Source organism: Mesorhizobium sp. CO1-1-8, from assembly GCF_020164875.1.
Classification (GTDB): Bacteria; Pseudomonadota; Alphaproteobacteria; order Rhizobiales; family Rhizobiaceae; genus Mesorhizobium.
The window spans coordinates 307,409-325,956 of sequence record NZ_JAIUGZ010000002.1; the positions used below are offsets into that span (position 1 = coordinate 307,409).

The 18,548-nt window shown below is 63.5% G+C and carries 14 protein-coding genes; 2 read left to right on the forward strand and 12 right to left on the reverse strand.

The window, feature by feature from the left end:
• Window positions 1–28 precede the first annotated feature (28 nt).
• Complete coding sequence (locus tag LB558_RS04840; protein WP_224696474.1) at window positions 29–1,387, forward strand: NAD(P)-binding domain-containing protein; 1,359 nt, start codon at window positions 29–31, stop codon at window positions 1,385–1,387.
• Window positions 1,388–1,402: 15 nt separating this feature from the next.
• Here LB558_RS04840 and LB558_RS04845 read toward each other — a convergent pair whose 3' ends face one another.
• The 6 genes from LB558_RS04845 to LB558_RS04870 all read right to left on the reverse strand — a co-directional run bounded on the left by LB558_RS04845 (window position 1,403) and on the right by LB558_RS04870 (window position 9,336).
• Window positions 1,403–3,385: an ABC transporter permease gene (locus LB558_RS04845; protein WP_224696475.1), complete on the reverse strand. Its 1,983-nt coding sequence runs from the start codon at window positions 3,383–3,385 to the stop codon at window positions 1,403–1,405.
• Window positions 3,382–4,467, reverse strand: coding sequence for a quaternary amine ABC transporter ATP-binding protein (locus LB558_RS04850; RefSeq protein ID WP_224696476.1), 1,086 nt, complete (start codon window positions 4,465–4,467; stop codon window positions 3,382–3,384). Before LB558_RS04850 ends, LB558_RS04845 begins: the two co-directional genes overlap by 4 nt.
• A 76-nt stretch (window positions 4,468–4,543) precedes the next feature.
• Complete coding sequence (locus LB558_RS04855; RefSeq protein WP_224696477.1) at window positions 4,544–5,518, reverse strand: ABC transporter substrate-binding protein; 975 nt, start codon at window positions 5,516–5,518, stop codon at window positions 4,544–4,546.
• Window positions 5,519–5,939: 421 nt separating this feature from the next.
• Entirely contained in the window at window positions 5,940–6,704 is a 765-nt protein-coding gene (locus tag LB558_RS04860; RefSeq protein WP_224696478.1) for an SDR family oxidoreductase, read from the reverse strand.
• Window positions 6,705–6,793: 89 nt separating this feature from the next.
• Window positions 6,794–7,591 carry a DUF427 domain-containing protein gene (locus LB558_RS04865; RefSeq protein ID WP_412033440.1) on the reverse strand — a complete coding sequence of 266 codons (798 nt, stop codon included), beginning with the start codon at window positions 7,589–7,591 and terminating at the stop codon, window positions 6,794–6,796.
• 89 nt (window positions 7,592–7,680) lie between these two features.
• Window positions 7,681–9,336: an ABC transporter substrate-binding protein gene (locus LB558_RS04870; RefSeq protein ID WP_224696480.1), complete on the reverse strand. Its 1,656-nt coding sequence runs from the start codon at window positions 9,334–9,336 to the stop codon at window positions 7,681–7,683.
• A gap of 113 nt (window positions 9,337–9,449) precedes the next feature.
• Here LB558_RS04870 and LB558_RS04875 point away from each other — a divergent pair, with 113 nt between their 5' ends.
• Complete coding sequence (locus LB558_RS04875; protein WP_224696481.1) at window positions 9,450–10,352, forward strand: LysR family transcriptional regulator; 903 nt, start codon at window positions 9,450–9,452, stop codon at window positions 10,350–10,352.
• A gap of 33 nt (window positions 10,353–10,385) precedes the next feature.
• Here the strand turns inward: LB558_RS04875 and LB558_RS04880 are convergent, their stop codons facing one another.
• From LB558_RS04880 to LB558_RS04905, 6 genes are all read right to left on the reverse strand, one after another.
• The gene (locus LB558_RS04880; RefSeq protein ID WP_412033434.1) at window positions 10,386–12,443 is read right to left on the reverse strand and encodes a dipeptide ABC transporter ATP-binding protein; all 2,058 of its coding nucleotides are present in this window, start codon (window positions 12,441–12,443) and stop codon (window positions 10,386–10,388) included.
• Complete coding sequence (locus LB558_RS04885) at window positions 12,436–13,314, reverse strand: ABC transporter permease (protein WP_224696482.1); 879 nt, start codon at window positions 13,312–13,314, stop codon at window positions 12,436–12,438. Before LB558_RS04885 ends, LB558_RS04880 begins: the two co-directional genes overlap by 8 nt.
• Window positions 13,311–14,294 (reverse strand): ABC transporter permease, encoded by a 984-nt coding sequence (locus tag LB558_RS04890; RefSeq protein ID WP_224696483.1) that lies wholly within the window; start codon window positions 14,292–14,294, stop codon window positions 13,311–13,313. The genes LB558_RS04885 and LB558_RS04890 overlap by 4 nt, the downstream gene beginning before the upstream one ends.
• Before the next feature lie 40 nt (window positions 14,295–14,334).
• Window positions 14,335–15,999 (reverse strand): ABC transporter substrate-binding protein, encoded by a 1,665-nt coding sequence (locus LB558_RS04895; protein WP_224696484.1) that lies wholly within the window; start codon window positions 15,997–15,999, stop codon window positions 14,335–14,337.
• A 248-nt stretch (window positions 16,000–16,247) separates the two neighbouring features.
• Window positions 16,248–17,432, reverse strand: coding sequence for a mandelate racemase/muconate lactonizing enzyme family protein (locus LB558_RS04900; RefSeq protein ID WP_224696485.1), 1,185 nt, complete (start codon window positions 17,430–17,432; stop codon window positions 16,248–16,250).
• Between the two features lies 1 nt (window position 17,433).
• The gene (locus LB558_RS04905; protein WP_224696486.1) at window positions 17,434–18,540 is read right to left on the reverse strand and encodes a mandelate racemase/muconate lactonizing enzyme family protein; all 1,107 of its coding nucleotides are present in this window, start codon (window positions 18,538–18,540) and stop codon (window positions 17,434–17,436) included.
• Window positions 18,541–18,548 lie beyond the last annotated feature (8 nt).

Consider the following 18,548-nt stretch of genomic DNA (forward strand, 5'->3'; position numbering starts at 1 on the left):
AAGTCGAATTCAGATCGGGAGGCCTGCCATGAAAAGTCGCGTTGCCGTCATCGGAGCCGGCCCGTCCGGCCTGGCACAGCTCAGGGCTTTCAAGTCGGCGGCTGACAAGGGCGCCGACATTCCCGAAATCGTCTGCTTCGAAAAGCAGTCGGACTGGGGCGGCCTGTGGAACTACACATGGCGCACTGGCCTCGACGAGCATGGCGATCCGGTGCACGGCTCGATGTACCGCTACCTCTGGTCGAACGGACCGAAGGAATGCCTGGAATTCGCCGACTACACCTTCGAGGAGCATTTTGGCCGGCCGATCGGCTCCTATCCACCGCGCGCCGTGCTGTGGGATTACATCAAGGGCCGCGTCGAAAAATCAGGCCTGCGCGAATGGGTGCGGTTCAACAGCCCGGTGCGGATGGTCACCTTCTCGGACGCGACAAAGAGATTCACTGTCACCGCGCATGACCGCACCAACGATGTCACCTATTCGGAAGAGTTCGACAACGTCGTTGTCGCTTCCGGCCATTTCTCGGTGCCCAACGTGCCCTATTTCGAGGGCTTCTCGACCTTTAACGGCCGCATCCTGCACAGCCATGATTTCCGCGACGCGATGGAGTTCAAAGGCAAGGACATCCTGATCATCGGCCGCTCCTATTCGGCCGAGGATATCGGCTCGCAGTGCTACAAATACGGCGCCAAATCGATCACCTCCAGCTACCGCTCGAAGCCGATGGGCTTCAAATGGCCTGAGAATTGGAAAGAGGTGCCGCTGCTGCAGAAGGTCGTCGGCAAGACAGCCCACTTCAAGGACGGTACCACCAAGGATGTCGACGCCATCATCCTGTGCACCGGCTATCTGCATTCCTTCCCCTTCCTGACCGACGATCTGAAGCTCAAGACCGCCAACCGCATGTGGCCGCTCGACCTCTATGAAGGCGTCGTCTGGGAGAAGAACCCGCAGCTCTCCTATATCGGCATGCAGGACCAGTTCTACACCTTCAACATGTTCGACGCGCAGGCCTGGTTCGCGCGCGACGTCATCATGGGCCGCATCAAGCTGCCCTCGGCCGAGGCGATGGCCGCGCACGGCGCGAAATGGCGCGCACGCGAGGAGACGCTTGAAGACGCCGAACAGATGATCTGGTTCCAGGGCGACTACACCAAGGAATTGATGGACCAGACCGACTATCCCGGCTTCGACGTCGAAGCGGTCAACCAGACCTTCATGGAGTGGGAGCATCACAAGGCGGAGAACATCATGGGCTTCCGCGACCACGCCTACCGCTCGCTGATGACCGGCACCATGGCGCCGCTGCATCACACGCCGTGGCTGCAGGCGCTGGACGATTCGATGGAAAGCTATCTCGAGGTGAAGGGCGTCGCGGCGGAATAGGGGCGGCGCGCCTGGCTATCCCAGCCTTGCCCTGGCCTTCGCCGTCCAGGCGCTGAACAGCCGGTCGGTGACGATGCCGATAAAGGCGATTGCCAGGCCCGCGACGATGCCGCGGCCGGAATCGGCCTTGGACAGCGCGATGAACACTTCCTGGCCAAGATCGCGCGTGCCGACCATGGCGCAGATGATGATCATCGCCAGCGCCATCAGGATCGTCTGGTTGACGCCAAGCATGATTTCCGGCAGCGACAGCGGCAATTGAACGCGAAAGAAGGTCTGGCGCGGCGTGCAGCCCGAAACCTTGGCCGCCTCGATCAGCGCCGGCGGCACCTGCCTGATGCCGTGATTGGTGTAGCGGATCGCCGGCACCACGGCGAAGGCGATCGTTGCGATCATCGCTGTGACATCGCCGACCCGAAACAGCATCACCACCGGAATGATGAAGCAGAAGGATGGCAGCACCTGCAGCGTGTCGATGACCGGCGTGACGATCTTCTCGAAGCGGTCGCTACGCGAAGCCATCAGCCCGATGGGGATGCCGATCAGGCAAGCAATGAAGGCGGAGATACCGCAGAGATAGACGGTCGCCATGGTCTTTTCCCACAGGCCGGTGATGGCGCAGAAAGCGGTCAGCGCCGCGACAAGGACGGCCAGCCGCAGGCCGCTGAGCTGATAGCCGGCAAGGCCGAGCAGGAACACCGCGCCCAGCCATGGAAAGCCTTCGCAAAAGGCGCGCAGCGGGTTCAGCACGTTCAGGATCAGCGCCACGCGGAACGCTTCGATCGTGTCGAAGAAGTTGATCGTCACCCAATTCACCGCCGCCTTCCACAGCGGTGCGGTGGTGAAGGTGATCGCTTTCGGCACCGTTGCGAAGGCGGGAACGAACAGGCCGAGCAGCGTCGTCACGACGAGAATAGCTATGGCCAGCGTCAGGTTGGGGTAGCGCCGCCAGAGGCTCGGGCTCATTTCCTGATGGACATGGCCCTTGGCTTGGCTGTGTGCGATGGCCTGGCTCAGTCGGTCGAGCGCGATGGCCAGTGCCACGATGGCGAGGCCGGCTTCCATCGCTTCGCCGACCTTCAGCGCGCGCAGTGCCAGAAGCACATCGTAGCCGAGGCCACCGGCACCGATCATCGAGGCGATGATGACCATGTTCAGCGCCAGCATGATGACCTGGTTGACGCCGACCATCAGTGTCGGCCGCGCCGAGGGCAAAAGCACTCGCCACAGTTTCTGCCGCGCCGTGCAGCCGGCCATCTCGCTGAAATCGTCGATCTCGGACGGCACACGCGACAGGCCCAGCATCGTCGCCCGCACCATCGGCGGCGTGGCGAAGATGGCGGTCGCAATCATCGCCGACACCGGGCTGTTGCCGAACAGCAGCAGCATTGGGATCAGGTAGGCGAAGGTCGGGATCGTCTGCATCAGGTCAAGGGCAGGGGAGACGATGAGCCTTTCGGCCCATGGCTTGCGCCACGCCCAGATGCCGGCGAACAGCCCGGTGACGATGCAGAACGGCACCGCGATGGAGATCAGCGCCAGCGTCAGCATGGCGCTGGTCCATTGGCCGAACAGGGCGATGTAGAGGAAACAGCCGCCGACCAGCAGGCTGAGCTTTCTGCCGCCAACGGCATGTCCGGCAAGGAAGGCGGCGGCGCAGACGCCGACCCAGGATAGGCGTGGCAGGACATAGGCGTCAGCGCCGTGGCCGATCTTGAAATTCTTGGCCAGCAGATTGAGCGCGAAGTCGAGCGGCACGCCGAGTACCGCGGTGATCGAGCGCGTTAGCCAGGATAGGTTCGACTTGATCCAGCGCATCAGCGCGCTGACCCAGTCGGCGACCGGTACGACGGCGCTTGCCGGATAGTTGACGGCCCAGGGCAGGCGGTCCTGCAGCAGGAAGACGACAAGCACGGCGGCAAGCGCTGCCGCCCAGACCAGCAGCCAGACCTGAACCGGCCGTGACCTTGCCTCGCTGGCGCTTGCCGTCACTGTCATGCGCCGGCCCTTGAACGATCAATGCCGGCCAGCAGATCGATCACCGCTTGCGGTGTCACCTCGCCGATCGGCCTGCCGGTGCCGTTGACCACCGCGAACGGCTTGTTGGCCGAAACGATGCTGGCGGAAAAGCTCGATATCTTGGCTTCCAGCGCAACCGTGCCGCCATGCTCCGAGCCGTCGCAGGCGCGCATCAGGCTGCGTGCCGAGATCACCTTGGCGCGGTCGACGTCGCGGGTGAACTCGGCGACATAGTCGGTCGCCGGATTGACCACAAGCTCCTCCGGCGTGCCGATCTGGATGACCTCGCCATCCTTCATGATGGCAATGCGGTCGGCCAGCCGGATAGCCTCGTCGAAATCATGGGTGATGAAGACGATGGTCTTGTGCAGCATGGTCTGCAGCCGCATCAGCTCGTCCTGCATTTCGCGGCGGATCAGCGGATCGAGCGCCGAGAACGGCTCGTCGAGGAACCAGATTTCCGGTTTGGTCGCCAGGCTGCGGGCGATGCCGACGCGCTGCTGCTGACCGCCGGACAGCTCGCGAGGATAGAAATGCTCGCGCCCCCTCAAGCCGACAAGCTCGATGACCTCGCGCGCCCGCGCTTCGCGCGTCGGCCGGTCCTGCCCCTGGATGCTGAGCGGGAAGGCGATGTTCTCCAGCACGTTGAGATGCGGCAAGAGCGCAAAATTCTGGAACACCATGCCCATGCGGTGCCGCCGCAATTCGATGAGTGCCGCATCGGAGATTTTCAGGAGGTCATTGCCTTCGAATTCGACCTTGCCGTGGGTCGGTTCGACCAGTCTGGACATGCAGCGCACCAGCGTCGATTTGCCGGAGCCCGACAGGCCCATGATGATAAAAATCTCGCCCTGGCGGATTTCGAGACCGACCGCGCGCACCGCGCCGACCAGCCCGGCAGCAGTGATGTCGGCCATGCTGGCCTTGCCGTCGCGTTCGCGGATGAAACTGGCGGCATTCGATCCGAACAGCTTCCAGACATTACGGCAGGCAAGCTTTACCGGACGGACATCGTGTGGCGTGCCCGCCCCAATGGACCCCTGTTCAGTCTTGTCCGTCATTCAAACGTCCTTCTGGAACATTAACAGTGAGGCCCGGCTGGTCAGCAGCCGGGTCCCATTTTTCCAGTCGGAACGATCACTGCGCCCAGGCTTTCCAGTCGGCCTCGTGGGCGGCGATCCAGGCTGCGGCAACGTCTTCCGGCGTCTTGCCGCCGAGATCGATCTCGCCGCTCATCTTGTTGAGTTCGTCGGTGTCGACCGTGTAGGCCTTGGCCACCTTGTAGGCGACCGGCCATTTGTCCTTCATGCCGGACCAGGAGTATTTCCAGATCTCGCCATGCGGCTTGCCGCAATCATATTTGGCGTCGGGATTGGTGCCCCATTTCGGGTCGTTATAGCACTCGGGCGTGTATTCGGGGAATTCAACCCACTCGCCCTTGTACTTGGCCGGCGCCCAGTGTGGCGAATAGATCCACAGCATGATCGGCGCCTTGCGCTGATAGGCCGAGTCCAGTTCGGCGAACATCGCCGCGTCGGTGCCGGCATGGATAACGGTGAAGGGCAGTTTCAGCGCCTCGACGCGCTCGTCGTCAAAGCCTTCCCATGTCACCGGACCGCCGAGATAGCGCCCCTTCGGCGCGGTCTCCGCCGTCGAGAAGGCTTCGGCGCATTTCGGATCCTTCAGCGCTTCCCAGTTGGGCAGGCCGGGGCATTTTTCCTTCATGTATTCGGGAAACCACCATTCTTCCTTGGCCTTCGGTCCAAGCTTGCCCAGCCGCTCGGTCTGGCCGGTGGCGTCGGAGGCCTTCATGGCCTCGCCGGCGGTCGTGTCCCAGAATTCCAGACCGACATCGAGGTCGCCATTGGTGAGACCTGTGGTCAGGCTGGAGAGGTAGTCGGCTGTCGGATATTCGACGGTATAGCCGAGCTTTTCCAGGATACCGCCGAGGATCTTGGCGTTCAGATTGACGCTGGTCCAGTCGAACAGCGCGATCTTGATCGGGTCATTGGATTCGGGTGCGGCGGCTTGGGCGGAAGGCATCAGTGCACTCGCCGCGGCGAGTGCGAAGGCTCCCATTGTTAAGTTCGAAATCACACTGCGAAGTGACATGCTTGTTCTCCTTCAAGCTGTGAAAATTATCGTTCGTTCCCTTCTTGCGGCTTTTCTTGATTGTGTTGGAAAGGCTGGTCTTTGCGCAAGGCCGTGGGCGCCAAATTGTTGCCCCGCTTTGGCCAGCGCAGGCAAGATGGTGCTCAATTCTAGTGATGATGGGATAGGACTGCAGTGTTGGCATCATGGCTGCCGACGCATCGCTGCGGGAGCGGTCATCCGCGGATCGATTGCCGGTCTTGCGGCGCCCTGCAAGGTGCGAGCCATCAAGGTCCCATGTTCTCGGCTGTCGACCCGGGCAAGCCCCATCTAGCCAAGGCCGTTTCATAGGATGAAATTATATATACCAAGGTTCATGTCGCGCAACGGGCTAACGCCTCGTGGGACGTATAAATTCAGACCGCAGACGAAGTCGAACCCCTTACCAGCAGACGTAGCCGCCATCGACAATCAGGTCGAGGCCGGTGACGAAGCTCGCGGCGCGGCTGGCCAGGAACACTGTCGGTCCGACCATCTCCTCCGGCGCCGCCATCCGCCCCATCGGCGTGTCGCGCTTGAAGATCTTCACCTCTTCGGCCACCTCCGGCCGCTTGTTCATCGGCGTCAGCGTGTAGCCCGGGCTGACGACATTGACGCGCAGGCCGCGGTCGGCCCACTCCATGGCGAGGCTCTTCGACATGTGGATGACGGCGGCCTTCGAAGAGTTGTAGTGCGCCTGCGTCAGGCCCCGGTTGACGATGGTGCCGGACATCGAGGCGACGTTGATGATCGAGCCCTTGCGCCGCGCCAGCATCTTGCGCGCTTCGGCCTGGCAGGACAGGAAAACGCCGGCGACATTGACCTCGTGCACCGTCTGCCATGTTTCCAGCGGCATCGTCTCGGCGGGCTCAGAGCCGGCAATGCCGGCATTGTTGACGGCGACGGTCAGCGCACCGAGTTCGCTCTCGACGCGATCGATTGCCGCCGCGAGATCGCTCTCAGACGTCACCGTGCCGGTCAGCACCAGCGCCTTGCGGCCGAGCGCCGTGATCCGGTGAGCCGTTTCGTCCAGCCCACCCTTCGATGCATGGCCGAAACAGGCGACGTCGGCGCCTGCCTCGGCCAGCCCGATCGCGATTGCCTGGCCGATGCCGCTGCCGGCGCCGGTAACCAGCGCGACATCGCCGTCCAGCTTGAAAAGATCCATAGAGTGCCCCCCCTGTCTTAGGGAGCGTATGCGCTGAGCCGTGCTTCGATCAAGCGCCCACGTGAACGCGGCTCAAGGGGCGTCAATGCTCAGAAATAACCGCTCGACGCGGCCGTGGCTTCCTTCGGGATTTCGACGCCATCGACCAGGATCTTGTCGACCAGTTCGTGGTGGAAACAGACCAGCCCCTTGATGCGCTCCGCCTCGTGCACCGGCTCGGGATAATACCAGACCAGGTTCTCGTGGCGCTTGGCCTTGGTCGTCACATGATAGTAGTTGGAGATGCCTTTGTAGGGGCAGCGCGAAATGTAGCGGCTGGGTGCGAACATATCGAGCCGCGTGTCGGCGATCGGCAGATAGTGGCGCACCGGATGGCCGGTCTCGAACAGGAACACGCCGCGGCGTGAATCGGCGACCTGTTCGCCGTCGAGGATGACCTGTACGCGCCGCGACGACGGCAGGCAGTCGACGCGGCGGAACGGATCGCGGGCGTGGACGAAAATCTCCTCGTCCTCCTCGAACCAGTGGCCCATCTTGCTCCAGGTGAACGACATGTAGTCCGATATTGGCGGACAGCCCTTCACCGGATCGAGATAGCGCCAGGCCGCGTCCTCGACCAGCGTGATGCCGGTGTTGAGCGAATAGTGGGTGGCTGTGCCCTTGAATGGATCCTCTGTCGTGGTCTTGCTCGGCAGCAGGAACTCCTCGCGAACGTCGCCGATCGGGAAATAGTAGACCGGCAGGTGATCGGATTCGTAGAGCACCAAGGCGTTGGTCGTATCGGCCACGGTCATTGACCCGACCTGCACACGCAGGCGCTTCTGCGTGGGCATGGTGAAGGCAATGTAGCCCGGCTCGAATTCGTACTGCACGATGGTGTCGAGCAAGGGAAAATGCGGCCCACGGCCGCGCAGATGGGGCTTGCGAATGGTAGTCTCCCGGTTCTTTTCTTTCGTGATCGGGCGCTGGGGCACGATCAGCTCAATGACACGCGATCGAGCAGCAGCCCGGCGGCGATCGGCGGCAGTCCGCTGACATTCTTGCGCACCGGCACCAGCAGATCGGGGAAATAGCTGAAGATGACAGGCGTTTCGTCGAGCAGCAGTTTCTGGATGTCGGAGGCGGCACTGCGCTGCGCGCCGACATCGAGCGCCTTGAGATAGCTGGTAACCATCCCGTCATAGGCCGAACTCTTGAAATGCGCCGCGTTCCAAGGGCCGTCGCTGACCAGCGGGCTCTTGAGGAAGACGTTCGGCACGCTGCGATGCGCGTAATCGGTGATACCGAGTGGGCTGTCCAGCCAGTCCGACTGGCCGAACACCGCCTTGCCGTAATATTTGTCCTGGTCCTCGATGTTGAGCGAGATGCGCGCACCGATTTCCTTGGCGAAATTCTGGAACAATTGCGCGTAGCCGGGAATATCCGAATAGCGCAGCGTCGTCAGCGTGATATCGAAGCCGCTGGCGAGGCCCGCCGCCTCCAGCAACTGCTTGGCCTTGGCGATGTCCTGGACGCGCTGCGGCACCGTCTTGTCGGTCGCAGGGAAGGCAGGCGCGAACGGGCTGTCATTGCCGGTCGCCGCCATGCCGCGGCACAGGCCGTCGACCAGCTTGGAGCGGTCGATGCACAGCGCCAGCGCCTGGCGCACACGCTTGTCGACGAAGGGGCCGGTGTCGCAGCGCATGTGAAGCTGGCGGTGCGCGGTCGAAGCGACGCGCAAGACGGTGATATCAGGACTGTTCAGCACCACCTGGCTGACATCGAGCGGAACCGCGTCGAGAATGTCGACCTCGCCGGCCTGCAGCGCCAGGATACGCGGCTGCACGTCACCGTAGAACTTGAATTCGAGCCGGTCGGGCAGCGCCTTCTCACCCCAATAGTCGGGATTGCGGATGAAAGTCGCACCGACCTTTGGCGTGTAGGTCTCCAGCCGGAATGGCCCGGTGCCTTCAAAAGTCTTTTCGTAGTCGCCCTTGTAGCTCGCCGGCAGGATGACGGCGTTGTAATTGTCGATCGACACCGAATAGGGAAAGCTGCCATTCGGCGCATCGAGGTGGAAGGCGACAGTGTGATCGTCGACCTTCTGCGTGCCGCCCTTCGACAGCAATCCCTTGAACACCGAAAGCGCGTTCGAGGCCCCGTTGGGATCGGCCAGCCGGTCGAAGGTGGCGACGACGTCGTCGGCCTTGAAGTCCTCGCCATTGTGGAATTTCACGCCTTTGCGCAGCTTGAAGGTCCACACGCTGCCGTCTTCGTTCGGCGCCCAGCTCTCCGCCAGCACCGGCTTCAAGGTGAGGTCCGGCTGCGTGACGCAGAGAAACTCGGCGGTCTGGAAAACCAGCTGGTAGCTGCCGCTGTCATAGTAGGTGACGGGATCGATGGCGCCGCCCGGCGTCGCCACGCCGGCGCGCACCGTGCCGCCCGGCTTGCCCTCGGCGCGAGCCTGCTGCGTGCCGAGGCCGGCGGCCGCGACAAGGCTGCCCAGAAAGGGCAAGGAAAGACCAAGCACGCTGCCATGGCGCAGGAAGTCGCGCCGGCCCAACCTGCCGGCCAGCAATTCGTCCACAGCGGAATTTTCGATTGCGGTGAGCGTTCTGCGAGCGTTGTCGATGATCCGGAAATGCTTGGGCATGGCTGGATTCCTCGCTTGTCTTGGGGGTCGGTCATCTAGTTCATCGTTGACTGCCGCCGGAAAGCGATATTTTTTGATAGGGGTCATCGAAATTCTCGATGCAAGAGGTGGGCATGGACACTGAAAATCTGCGCAGCTTTCTCGAAGTCGCCACCCATGGCAGCTTCACCGTCGCGGCTGGCCGGCTCAACCTCGCCCAGTCCACCGTCAGCGCGCGGATCAGGGGGCTGGAGGAGCAGTTGGGCCGCCGGCTTTTCGTGCGCGACCGCGATGGCGTCACGCTGACGCCGGCCGGCCGGCAGTTCCTGCCGCATGCCTCGTCGATCACCCGCACCTGGGAGCAATCCAGACAGGACATCGCCGTTCCCGATGGCTACGAGACCTTGCTGCGGCTCACCGCCCCTGCCTATCTGTGGGACCGCATCACCTCGCCATGGGTCTCCTGGATGCGCGCCAGGCGGCCGAACGTGGCGCTGCGGCTCGAAGGCAGTTTCCCGGATCTGGCGATTGACCAGCTGGCGGAAGGCCTGCTCGACATCTGCATCCTCTATCTGCCGCGACCGCATCCCGGCATCGTCTACGAAACGCTGGCCGTCGATCAGGTCGTGCTCGTCCAGCATGCCGCGCAGACCAAGCCTTGGACCGAAAATTACATCCTGATGGACTGGGGACTGGAATTTCGCATCGAGCACGACCGCGCCTTTGCCGGCATGGTCAAGCCCGCCATATCGGCCGGGCTGGTCTTCATCGGCCTGCAGCATGTGCTGTCGCAGCAGGCCGCCGCCTATCTGCCGCTCAGCGCCGTCAGCGGCCATATCGAGCGCGGCGAGATGCGGCGCATCGACAACGCACCGGTGTTCCAGCGGCCGATCTACCTCGCCTATCCCTCGAACCCCGTCTCTTCGGATGTCCTGGATGTCGCGCTGACTGGGCTGCGCACGCTGGCCAGAGACTGGGTCGAAGGGCAGGGCTTTTCGGAAGGTGACCGGTCTCTCAGCATGGCTGGCCATATCTGACCGGCCAAGCCACACGAGCGAAGGTGACGCCCGCTATGCCGGCTCGGTTGCGACCGCCCTCTGCAGCCTTGCCAGTTCGGTGTAGGGAATGTGGCAGCGGATCGAGTGTCCAGGCTGGCCCTCGCTGAGCGGCGGCTCCTGCTCTTCGCAGATCGGACCGATCTTGCGCGGGCAGCGGGTGTGGAACACGCAGCCTGACGGCGGGCTGGTGGCGCTGGGGATCTCGCCGTCGAGACGAATGCGTGCCGTCTCGGTCTGGTCGAGTTTGGGCACCGCCGACAGCAGCGCTTCGGTGTAGGGATGATGCGGCCCGGAAAAGACGTCTTCGGACGGTCCGAGCTCCATGATGCGGCCAAGATAAAGCACGGCGATCTTGTCGGAGAGGTAACGCACCACGGCAAGGTCATGCGAGATGAAGATGTAGCTGACGTCTTCCTTCGACTGCAGGTCGGCGAGCAGATTGAGGATCGCCGCCTGCACCGAGACGTCGAGCGCCGAGGTCGGCTCGTCGCAGACCACGATGCGCGGGTCGCCGGCGAAGGCGCGCGCGATGGCGACGCGCTGCTTCAGGCCGCCGGAGAGCTGGCGCGGCTTGACGGCGAGATGGCGGTCGGTGAGCCGCACCGAGCGGACGAGATCGTTGAGGCGCGCCTCCAGCGCCTTGCCGGAGAGGCCGGCCAGCCGCTTCAGCGCGCGGCCGATCAGGTGGCGGATCGAATGCGAGCGGTTGAGTGCGGAGTCAGGGTTCTGGAAGACGATCTGCATCGCCTTGATCTGGTCGTCGCTGCGGTTCTCCAGCCTGGGCGCCAGGGCCTTGCCCTCGAGCTCGATGGTGCCGCCCGCGTCCGGCGGCACCAGGCCGAGCAGCAGCCTGGCGAAGGTCGTCTTGCCGCTGCCGGATTCGCCGACCAGCCCGAGCGTCTCGCCGGGCCGCAGATCGAGTGACACGTCCTTGACGGCGCGCAGCGCGTGGCCATGGCTGGCATAGGTCTTGTTCAGCCCGGCGACCCGTAGCACCGGTGCGGCTGCCGCCTTTGGTGCCGGCGCAACATCTCTCGGCGTTGCGCGCGGCAACGCCTGCGCCTTGTCATGATGGAAGCAGCGCGAAAGCCTATGCCCCCGCTCGTCGCCCAGATCGTAGAGCGGCGGCAATTCGCTGCGGCAGCGGTCGTCGGCGAGCGCGCAGCGGTCGGCGAAGGCGCAGCCTTTGATGTCGGCCCCAATGCCGGGCAGGAAGCCCGGGATGGTATCTAGGCGGCCCTGGTCCTTGCGTTGGCCACCGCGCGGCAGGCAGCGCAGCAGGGCGACCGTGTAGGGATGGCGCGGATCGTTGAACACGGCCTCCGTCGGCCCTTCCTCGACCAGCATGCCGGCATAGAGCACGCCGACCCGGTCGCACATGTTGGAGACGACGGCGAGATTGTGGCTGATGAACAGGATCGAGGCCGACAGTTCCTGCCGCAGCTGCGCGATCAGGTCGAGCACTTCGGCTTCCACCGTCGCATCGAGGCCGGTGGTCGGCTCGTCGAGGATCAGCATCGACGGATCATTGGCCAGCGCCATGGCGATCGCCACGCGCTGCTGCATGCCGCCGGAAAGCTGGTGCGGATAGCGCTGCATGACGCTTGTCGGATCGGAGATGCGCACGCGGTTCAGCATCGCAATCGCCCGGTCGGTGGCCGCTTGTCCCGAGACGCCGCCGAGTTCAAAAATCTCGGTCAGCTGACGGCCGACGCGGATCGAAGGGTTCAGCGCCTTGCCCGGATCCTGATACACCATGGAGACGCTTTCGGCCCGCGCCCGCCTGAGTGCTTCGGCGTCCAGCTTCATCACATCCTGGCCGTCGAGCGAGATGGCGCCGCCGGTGATCGAGCCGTTTCTCGGCAGATAGCGCACGACGGTGAGTGCTACGGTGGATTTGCCGCAGCCGGATTCGCCGACCAGCCCATAGGCTTCGCCCTGGCCGATGGTGAGGCTGAGGTTGCGCAGCACGGCGCGATTACGGCCGGCGACGCGGTAGGCAACTGACAGATCGGTGAGTTCAAGAGCGTTTTTGGCCCCAGCGTTCCGGGCCATGGCGGAGTTAGTCATTGAGCGCTCCGTGAACGCCGTCGGCCGCCAGATTGACGCCGATCACCAGTGAAGCAATGGCCAGCGCGTCGAACAGCACCGTCCACCAGAAGCCGCCGCCGATCATGCCGTAATTGTTGGAGATCGAGAGCCCCCAGTCGGGCGAGGGCGGCTGGATGCCAAAACCCATGAAGGAGAGCGTGGCGACGGCGAAGATGGCATAGCCAAGCCGCACGGTGGTTTCGACCAGGATCGGCGGGATGACGTTGGGCAGGATCTCGACGAACATCGTATGCAAAGCGCTTTCGTGCCTGAGCTGTGCGGCGGCGACATAGTCGAGTTCGCGCTCGGCCAGAACCGCCGAGCGCACGGTGCGCGCGATGATCGGTGCGAAGCTGAGGCCAATGACGACGATGACCGTCGTCTTGGAGGTGCCGAGCGCAACGATCGCCAGCAACGCGACGATGACCACCGGGATCGCCATGAAGGCTTCGAGGATACGGCTGACGACATCGTCGACGAGGCCGCGAAAATAGCCGGTGACGAGGCCGAGCGCCGTGCCGGCCACCGTCGCCAGCAAGGTTGCCAGCGGTGCGACGGTCAGGATGTCGCGCGAACCGACGATGACGCGCGAGAAGACGTCGCGGCCGATCTGGTCGGTACCGAACCAGTGTTCGGACGAAGGCGGCGCCAGCGCATTGATGATGTCGTCGGCGAGCGGATCGTAGGGCGCGAAATGCTCGCCGAACAGCGCGCAGGCAACCCAGAACAGCACGATGGCGAAACCGACAAGGAACGTTCGCGAGCGCAGCAGCGAGAAAAAGACCTCGGCCAGCGGGCCGCGCCGGCGCATGTCGTCGGGTGTGGGGGAGCTGGTCTGGACGGCGCTCATTGATCGGACCCCAGCCGGATGCGCGGATTGAGCACGGAATAGAGGAAGTCGGCGACAAGGGTGGCCACGGCATAGACGATGCCGATGGTGAGAATGCCGGATTCCAGCATCGGGAAATCCTTGCCGCGCGCGGCAGTGAAGATCAGCGAGCCGATGCCCTGGTAGCGAAACAGCGTTTCGATGACGACCAAGCCGCCGATGAGATAGCCGGTCTGTGTCGCGATAACGGTGATGGTCGGCAGCAGCGCATTGCGCAGCACATGCCGCCAGATCACCGTGCGCCAGGGCAGGCCCTTCAGCACGGCCGTTCGCGTGTAGTCGGAATCGAGCGCTTCGATCATGCCGGAGCGCGCCATGCGAGCGATATAGCCGAACAGCACCAGGAACAGCGGCAGTGAAGGCAGGATCAGGTAGTAGAGCTGGGTGAAGAAGCCGGCATTGCGCGGCCAAGCGGCCGATATCGGCAGCCAGCGCAGCCACACACCGAAGATCAGGATCAGGATGATGCCTGTGACGAATTCCGGCAGCACCGTCACCGACAGACCGCCGAGGCTGATGATGCGGTCGAGCGGGCGGTTGAGATTGAGTGCGGCAACGACGCCGCCGAGGATGCCGATCGGCACCACCAGCACGAAGGCGACCGCCGCCAGCTTCATCGAATTGCCCAGCGCATCGATGACGAAGGGCGCGACCGGCGAGCGGAAGATGTAGGACGTGCCCATGTCGCCCTGGACGAAGTTGGAGATCCAGCCCCAGTACTGGGTCAGCAGCGGGCGGTCGACGCCGAGCGTGTGATTGAGCGCATCGACCGCGCGCTGGTCGGCGAACGGACCCAATATGGCGCGCCCGACATTGCCGGGCAGCACCTGGCCGCCCAGGAACACCATGATGCTCAGCAGGAACAGCGTCACCAGCGACAGCGAGACACGCCGGACAAGGAAGGAGAGAATGGCTAGGACTCCTTGTGGAGCCAGCCCCATGCGGGAGCTGGCTGTTAGAGGATTGGCTTTCTCTGTCCGTTCAGGCCTTCGATGCCTTGTCGAGGAACAGCTGCGACATGGCGGTCGGCTGTACGCCGGCCACGCCCTTCGCCGTCGCCGTCAGATAGTCGTAGAAATAGCCGAATATGACAGGCGTTTCCTCGAGCAGCAGCTTCTGGATCTTGCCGGCGTCGGCCTTCTGCGCCTCGAGGTCGAGGGCTGCGATGTAGCTGGTCGCCAGCGCGTCATAGTCCTTGTTCTTGAAATGCGCAGCATTCCAGGTGCCTTCGCTCTTCAGCGGCGCCGCGAGATAGACGTTCGGCACGCCGCGGTGGCCGTAGTCGGTGATGCCCATCACCGAATCCAGCCAGTTCGATTTGCCGAACACCGCGTCTCCGTAATAGCCGCTCTGGTCGAGGATGTTGAGGTCGAGTTGGACACCGATCTCCTTGACCCAGTTTTGGATGAGCTGGGCGTATTCGGGAATTTCCAGATAGCGCTCGGTGGTCAGCGTTATCTTGAAGCCCTGGCCAAGCCCGGCTGCTTCCATGAGCTGCTTGGCCTGGGCGATATCCTGCTTGCGCTGCGGCACGCTCGTATCGGTCGAAGGATAGACGGCGGCGAACGGGCTGTCATTGCCCAGAGCGGAGCGTCCCTTCATCAGGCCGGCGGCCAGCTTGTCGCGATCGAGGCAGAGCGCAATGGCACGGCGCACGCGCGCATCCTTCAACGGGCCCTCGTCGCAGCGCATGTGCAGTTGCTGATGGGCCGACGACTTCAGGCTGATGATGTCGACGTTCGGATCGTTGAGCAGAGCGACACCGGCCAGCACCGGCATCTGGTTGATGATGTCGACCTGTCCGCCCTGCAACGCCAGGATCTGCGGCTGCATGTCGGTGAAGAAGGTGAATTCGGTGCGCTCGGGCAATGCCTTCGGCCCCCAATAGTCCTCGTTGCGGACGAAGGACGCACCGACCTTTGCCGTGTATTTCTCTATTTTGAACGGCCCGGTGCCGTCGAAGCTCTTTTCGTAGTCGCCCTTGTAGCTCGCCGGGATGATGACGGCGTTGTAGTTGTCGGACGACAGCATGTAGGGGAAGTTGCCGTTCGGCGCATCGAGGTGGAATTCCACCGTGTAGTCGTCGACCTTCTTTGAGGCGCCCTTTTGCAGGATGCCGGTGAACACCGACAGCGCATTGGACGAGTTTGCCGGATCGGCGAGGCGGTCGATGCTGGCCACGACGTCGTCGGCTTTCATCTCGCCGCCGCTGTGGAATTTTACGCCCTTGCGCAGCTTGAAGGTCCACACCGTGCCATTGTCGTTCGGCTTCCAGCTTTCGGCCAAGGCCGGCTGCAGAACGAGGTCGGGGCCGTCGATGCAAAGGAATTCGGCAACCTGCTGCATGACCAGCAGGCCGCCGGCGTCGGCAATGGTGACCGGGTCGATGGCTGCGGCCGGCACGCTGCTGGCGACGCGGATGGTGGCGCCGGGTGCGCCCTGGGCGCGCGCCAGCGACGGCATGCCGCCGATGCCGGCGGCCATGCCGATGCGGCCCAGCAGCGGCAGCGACAGGCCGAGCAGGCTGCCGTGACGGACGAAGTCGCGGCGGCTGACACGGCCGTCGACGAGGCCATCGATCAGGTGATTTTCAAGCGGCGTGCGATTGCGCCGGATCAGGTCGAGAATGCTGTAGTTCTTGCTCATGGGTTTTTACCCTTTCCCCTATTTCTTATGGTTGACGAAATTTCGTGGATTGCTCCATTTTCGGCCGCCAGAGAGGTCTGTCGACCGGAACTTTAGCATGCGGTTTTGTCCGGCCCATCCAGTCGTGGCGTGGACGCGCCGGCTTCCTGGCTGCACTGCTTCCACCGTCTTTGTCCAACCTTCCCGACCGAAGTCGCGGCGGCCGGCTTCTCGTTTCTTGGCCACTTGTCTTGGCCGCTTGCCGTCATCTAGTTTAGCGGCAAACGGCGATAGGTTCCGGGCTTTGCCGGGTCATGATACTTGTTGCACGGTCCCTTCTCGGTAAAGTCTCTGTGACAGGCAGCGAGGTTTTCGCGCGACAAGGTGACGCCGAGACCGGGACCTTCCGGAACGCGCACGACATTGTTCTTCGGCGAAAACGGTCCTTCCTCGGTGACATCCATCGGCAGCATGCGAAACAGCGACTGGTTTGGCTCCCTGATCCAGCCAAGTGCCGCGCACAGATGCAGATAGGCCGCGCTTCCGATGCCGCTGTCGCCGCTGTAGCACCAGAAATCGATGCCGGCGTGCTCGCAGGCGCCGACGAAGCGCAACAGCCGGCCAATGCCGCCATGCGTCGTCGGGTTGCCGACGAAGGCGTCCGGAACCTTGGTTTCCATGGCGCGCGCAATGTCGATGTTGTGGGTCGAGAACGGGATCGAGCAATGGCGCCGCAATTCGCGCATCTCCTCGATGGTCGCCACGGGATCCTCCCAGTTGCGCACGCCCAATTCTTCCAGCGGGCGTGTCAGTCGCCGCGCGGTGCTGAGTGAATAGGCCTGGTTGGAATCGATGCGGATCATGGCATCGTCGCCGAGCTTGCGGCGGATCAACTCGACCATTTTTAACGAGATTTTCGGATCATCGGTGGAGAACTTGCCTTCGAAGAAGGTCGTTCCATGCGTCTCGTGCAATTCGACGCAATAGTCGGCGACTTCCTCGGGCGTCCTCTCGCCCTTCACCTTTGGTCCGTCGCCGCGCAGCGAAAAATAGTCGGTGAACGGGATATCCTTGCGCACGGCGCCGCCAAGCAACTGGTAGAGCGGCTGGTTCCACGCCTTGCCGCGCAGATCCCACAAGGCCATTTCGATGGCGCCGAAAGCCATGATGCGGGTGCGGTCGTTGATCGACTGCACGCCGGTCCAAAAGGGCAGGCAGACATGCTCGGCGCCGGCGATGTCGAAGGCATCGCGCCCGACCAGCCGTGGCGCCAGGACATCGTTGATGATCGCGGCCGCCGCCGGCGTCGGCGCTTCGCCGAGGCCGACCAGGCCATCCTCGGTCTCGACTTCGACGATGGTCGGCGAAAATCCGTCGAGTTCGCCGAACACCCAGGCGTAGGGCGCTTCGAGGCGCAAATTGATCGGCGTGGCTTTGATGCTGCGGATTTTCATCTCAGCGGCCGACCTCGAAGAACGGCGCGCCGAGCAGATCGGGAACGACGTCGATACCGAGACCCGGCCCGTCTGGAATGCCCATGCGGCTGCCGGTGACCGGTGGCATGTTCGACGCCGTGCGCACCGTCACCCATTCATGGAAGGCGATCGCATGCAGCCGGCGCTCCTCCGGCGTCGACAACGACAGATGCGCCATCGCCGCCGTGTCGATCTCGGCACCGCCCGTGTCCTCGACCGTGATCATGAAGCCGAGGTCGACGGCGACGTCGCGGATCTGGCGCGTCTTGGTCACGCCGCCAACGCGCGAGATCTTCAGGGTCAGTCCGTCGGCCGCGCCGAGGCGATGGATTTCCAGCATCGCCTCGAGCGAGGTGACGGATTCGTCGAGCACCATCGGCTTGTCCAGCATGCGGCGCACCGACATGTTCTCGTCGATCGTGGTGCAGGGCTGCTCGAACGTGTAGTCGATGGTGCGCGTGGCGTCGGCGAACTGGCGCGCCTGGTAGGGCGTCCAGCCGGCATTGGCGTCGCAGAAGATGACCGTGCCTTTCGGCACCGAGGCGGCGACCGCGGTGACGCGTTCGATGTCGTCATGGACGTTGCCGCCCACCTTGACCTGCAGCCGGCGGAAGCCGTCCTTGACGATGCGCTTGGCCAGCGCGGCCATGGCGTCGACGCTGCCGTGCGTGACGACCTTGTAGAGTTCCGCGGTGTCGCTTTCCTTGCCGCCGAGCAGCGTGACCAGCGGCACGTCGGCGGCTCGTGCCGCCAGATCCCAGCAGGCCATATCGAGCGCCGACTTGATGTAGGGATGGCCCTTGAACACCGTGTCCATCAGCCGCCCGATGCTGGCCAGTCCGCGTGGATCGTGGCCGATCAGATGCGGCGCGATCTCGACCACGCCGGCGCGGGTGCCGGCGGGGAAAGCCGCCGAGTAGAAATTGCCGAGCGGCGCCATCTCGCCCCAGCCGGTGATGCCGCTGTTTGATGTCATGGACACGATCACCGCGTCGAAAGCGTCGGCCTCGCGCCCTTTCGACATGCGGTATGGCCCGTCCACGAAGGGCTGCACGACATGGTAGGCCTTGATGGTCTCGATCTGCACGTGTCTTG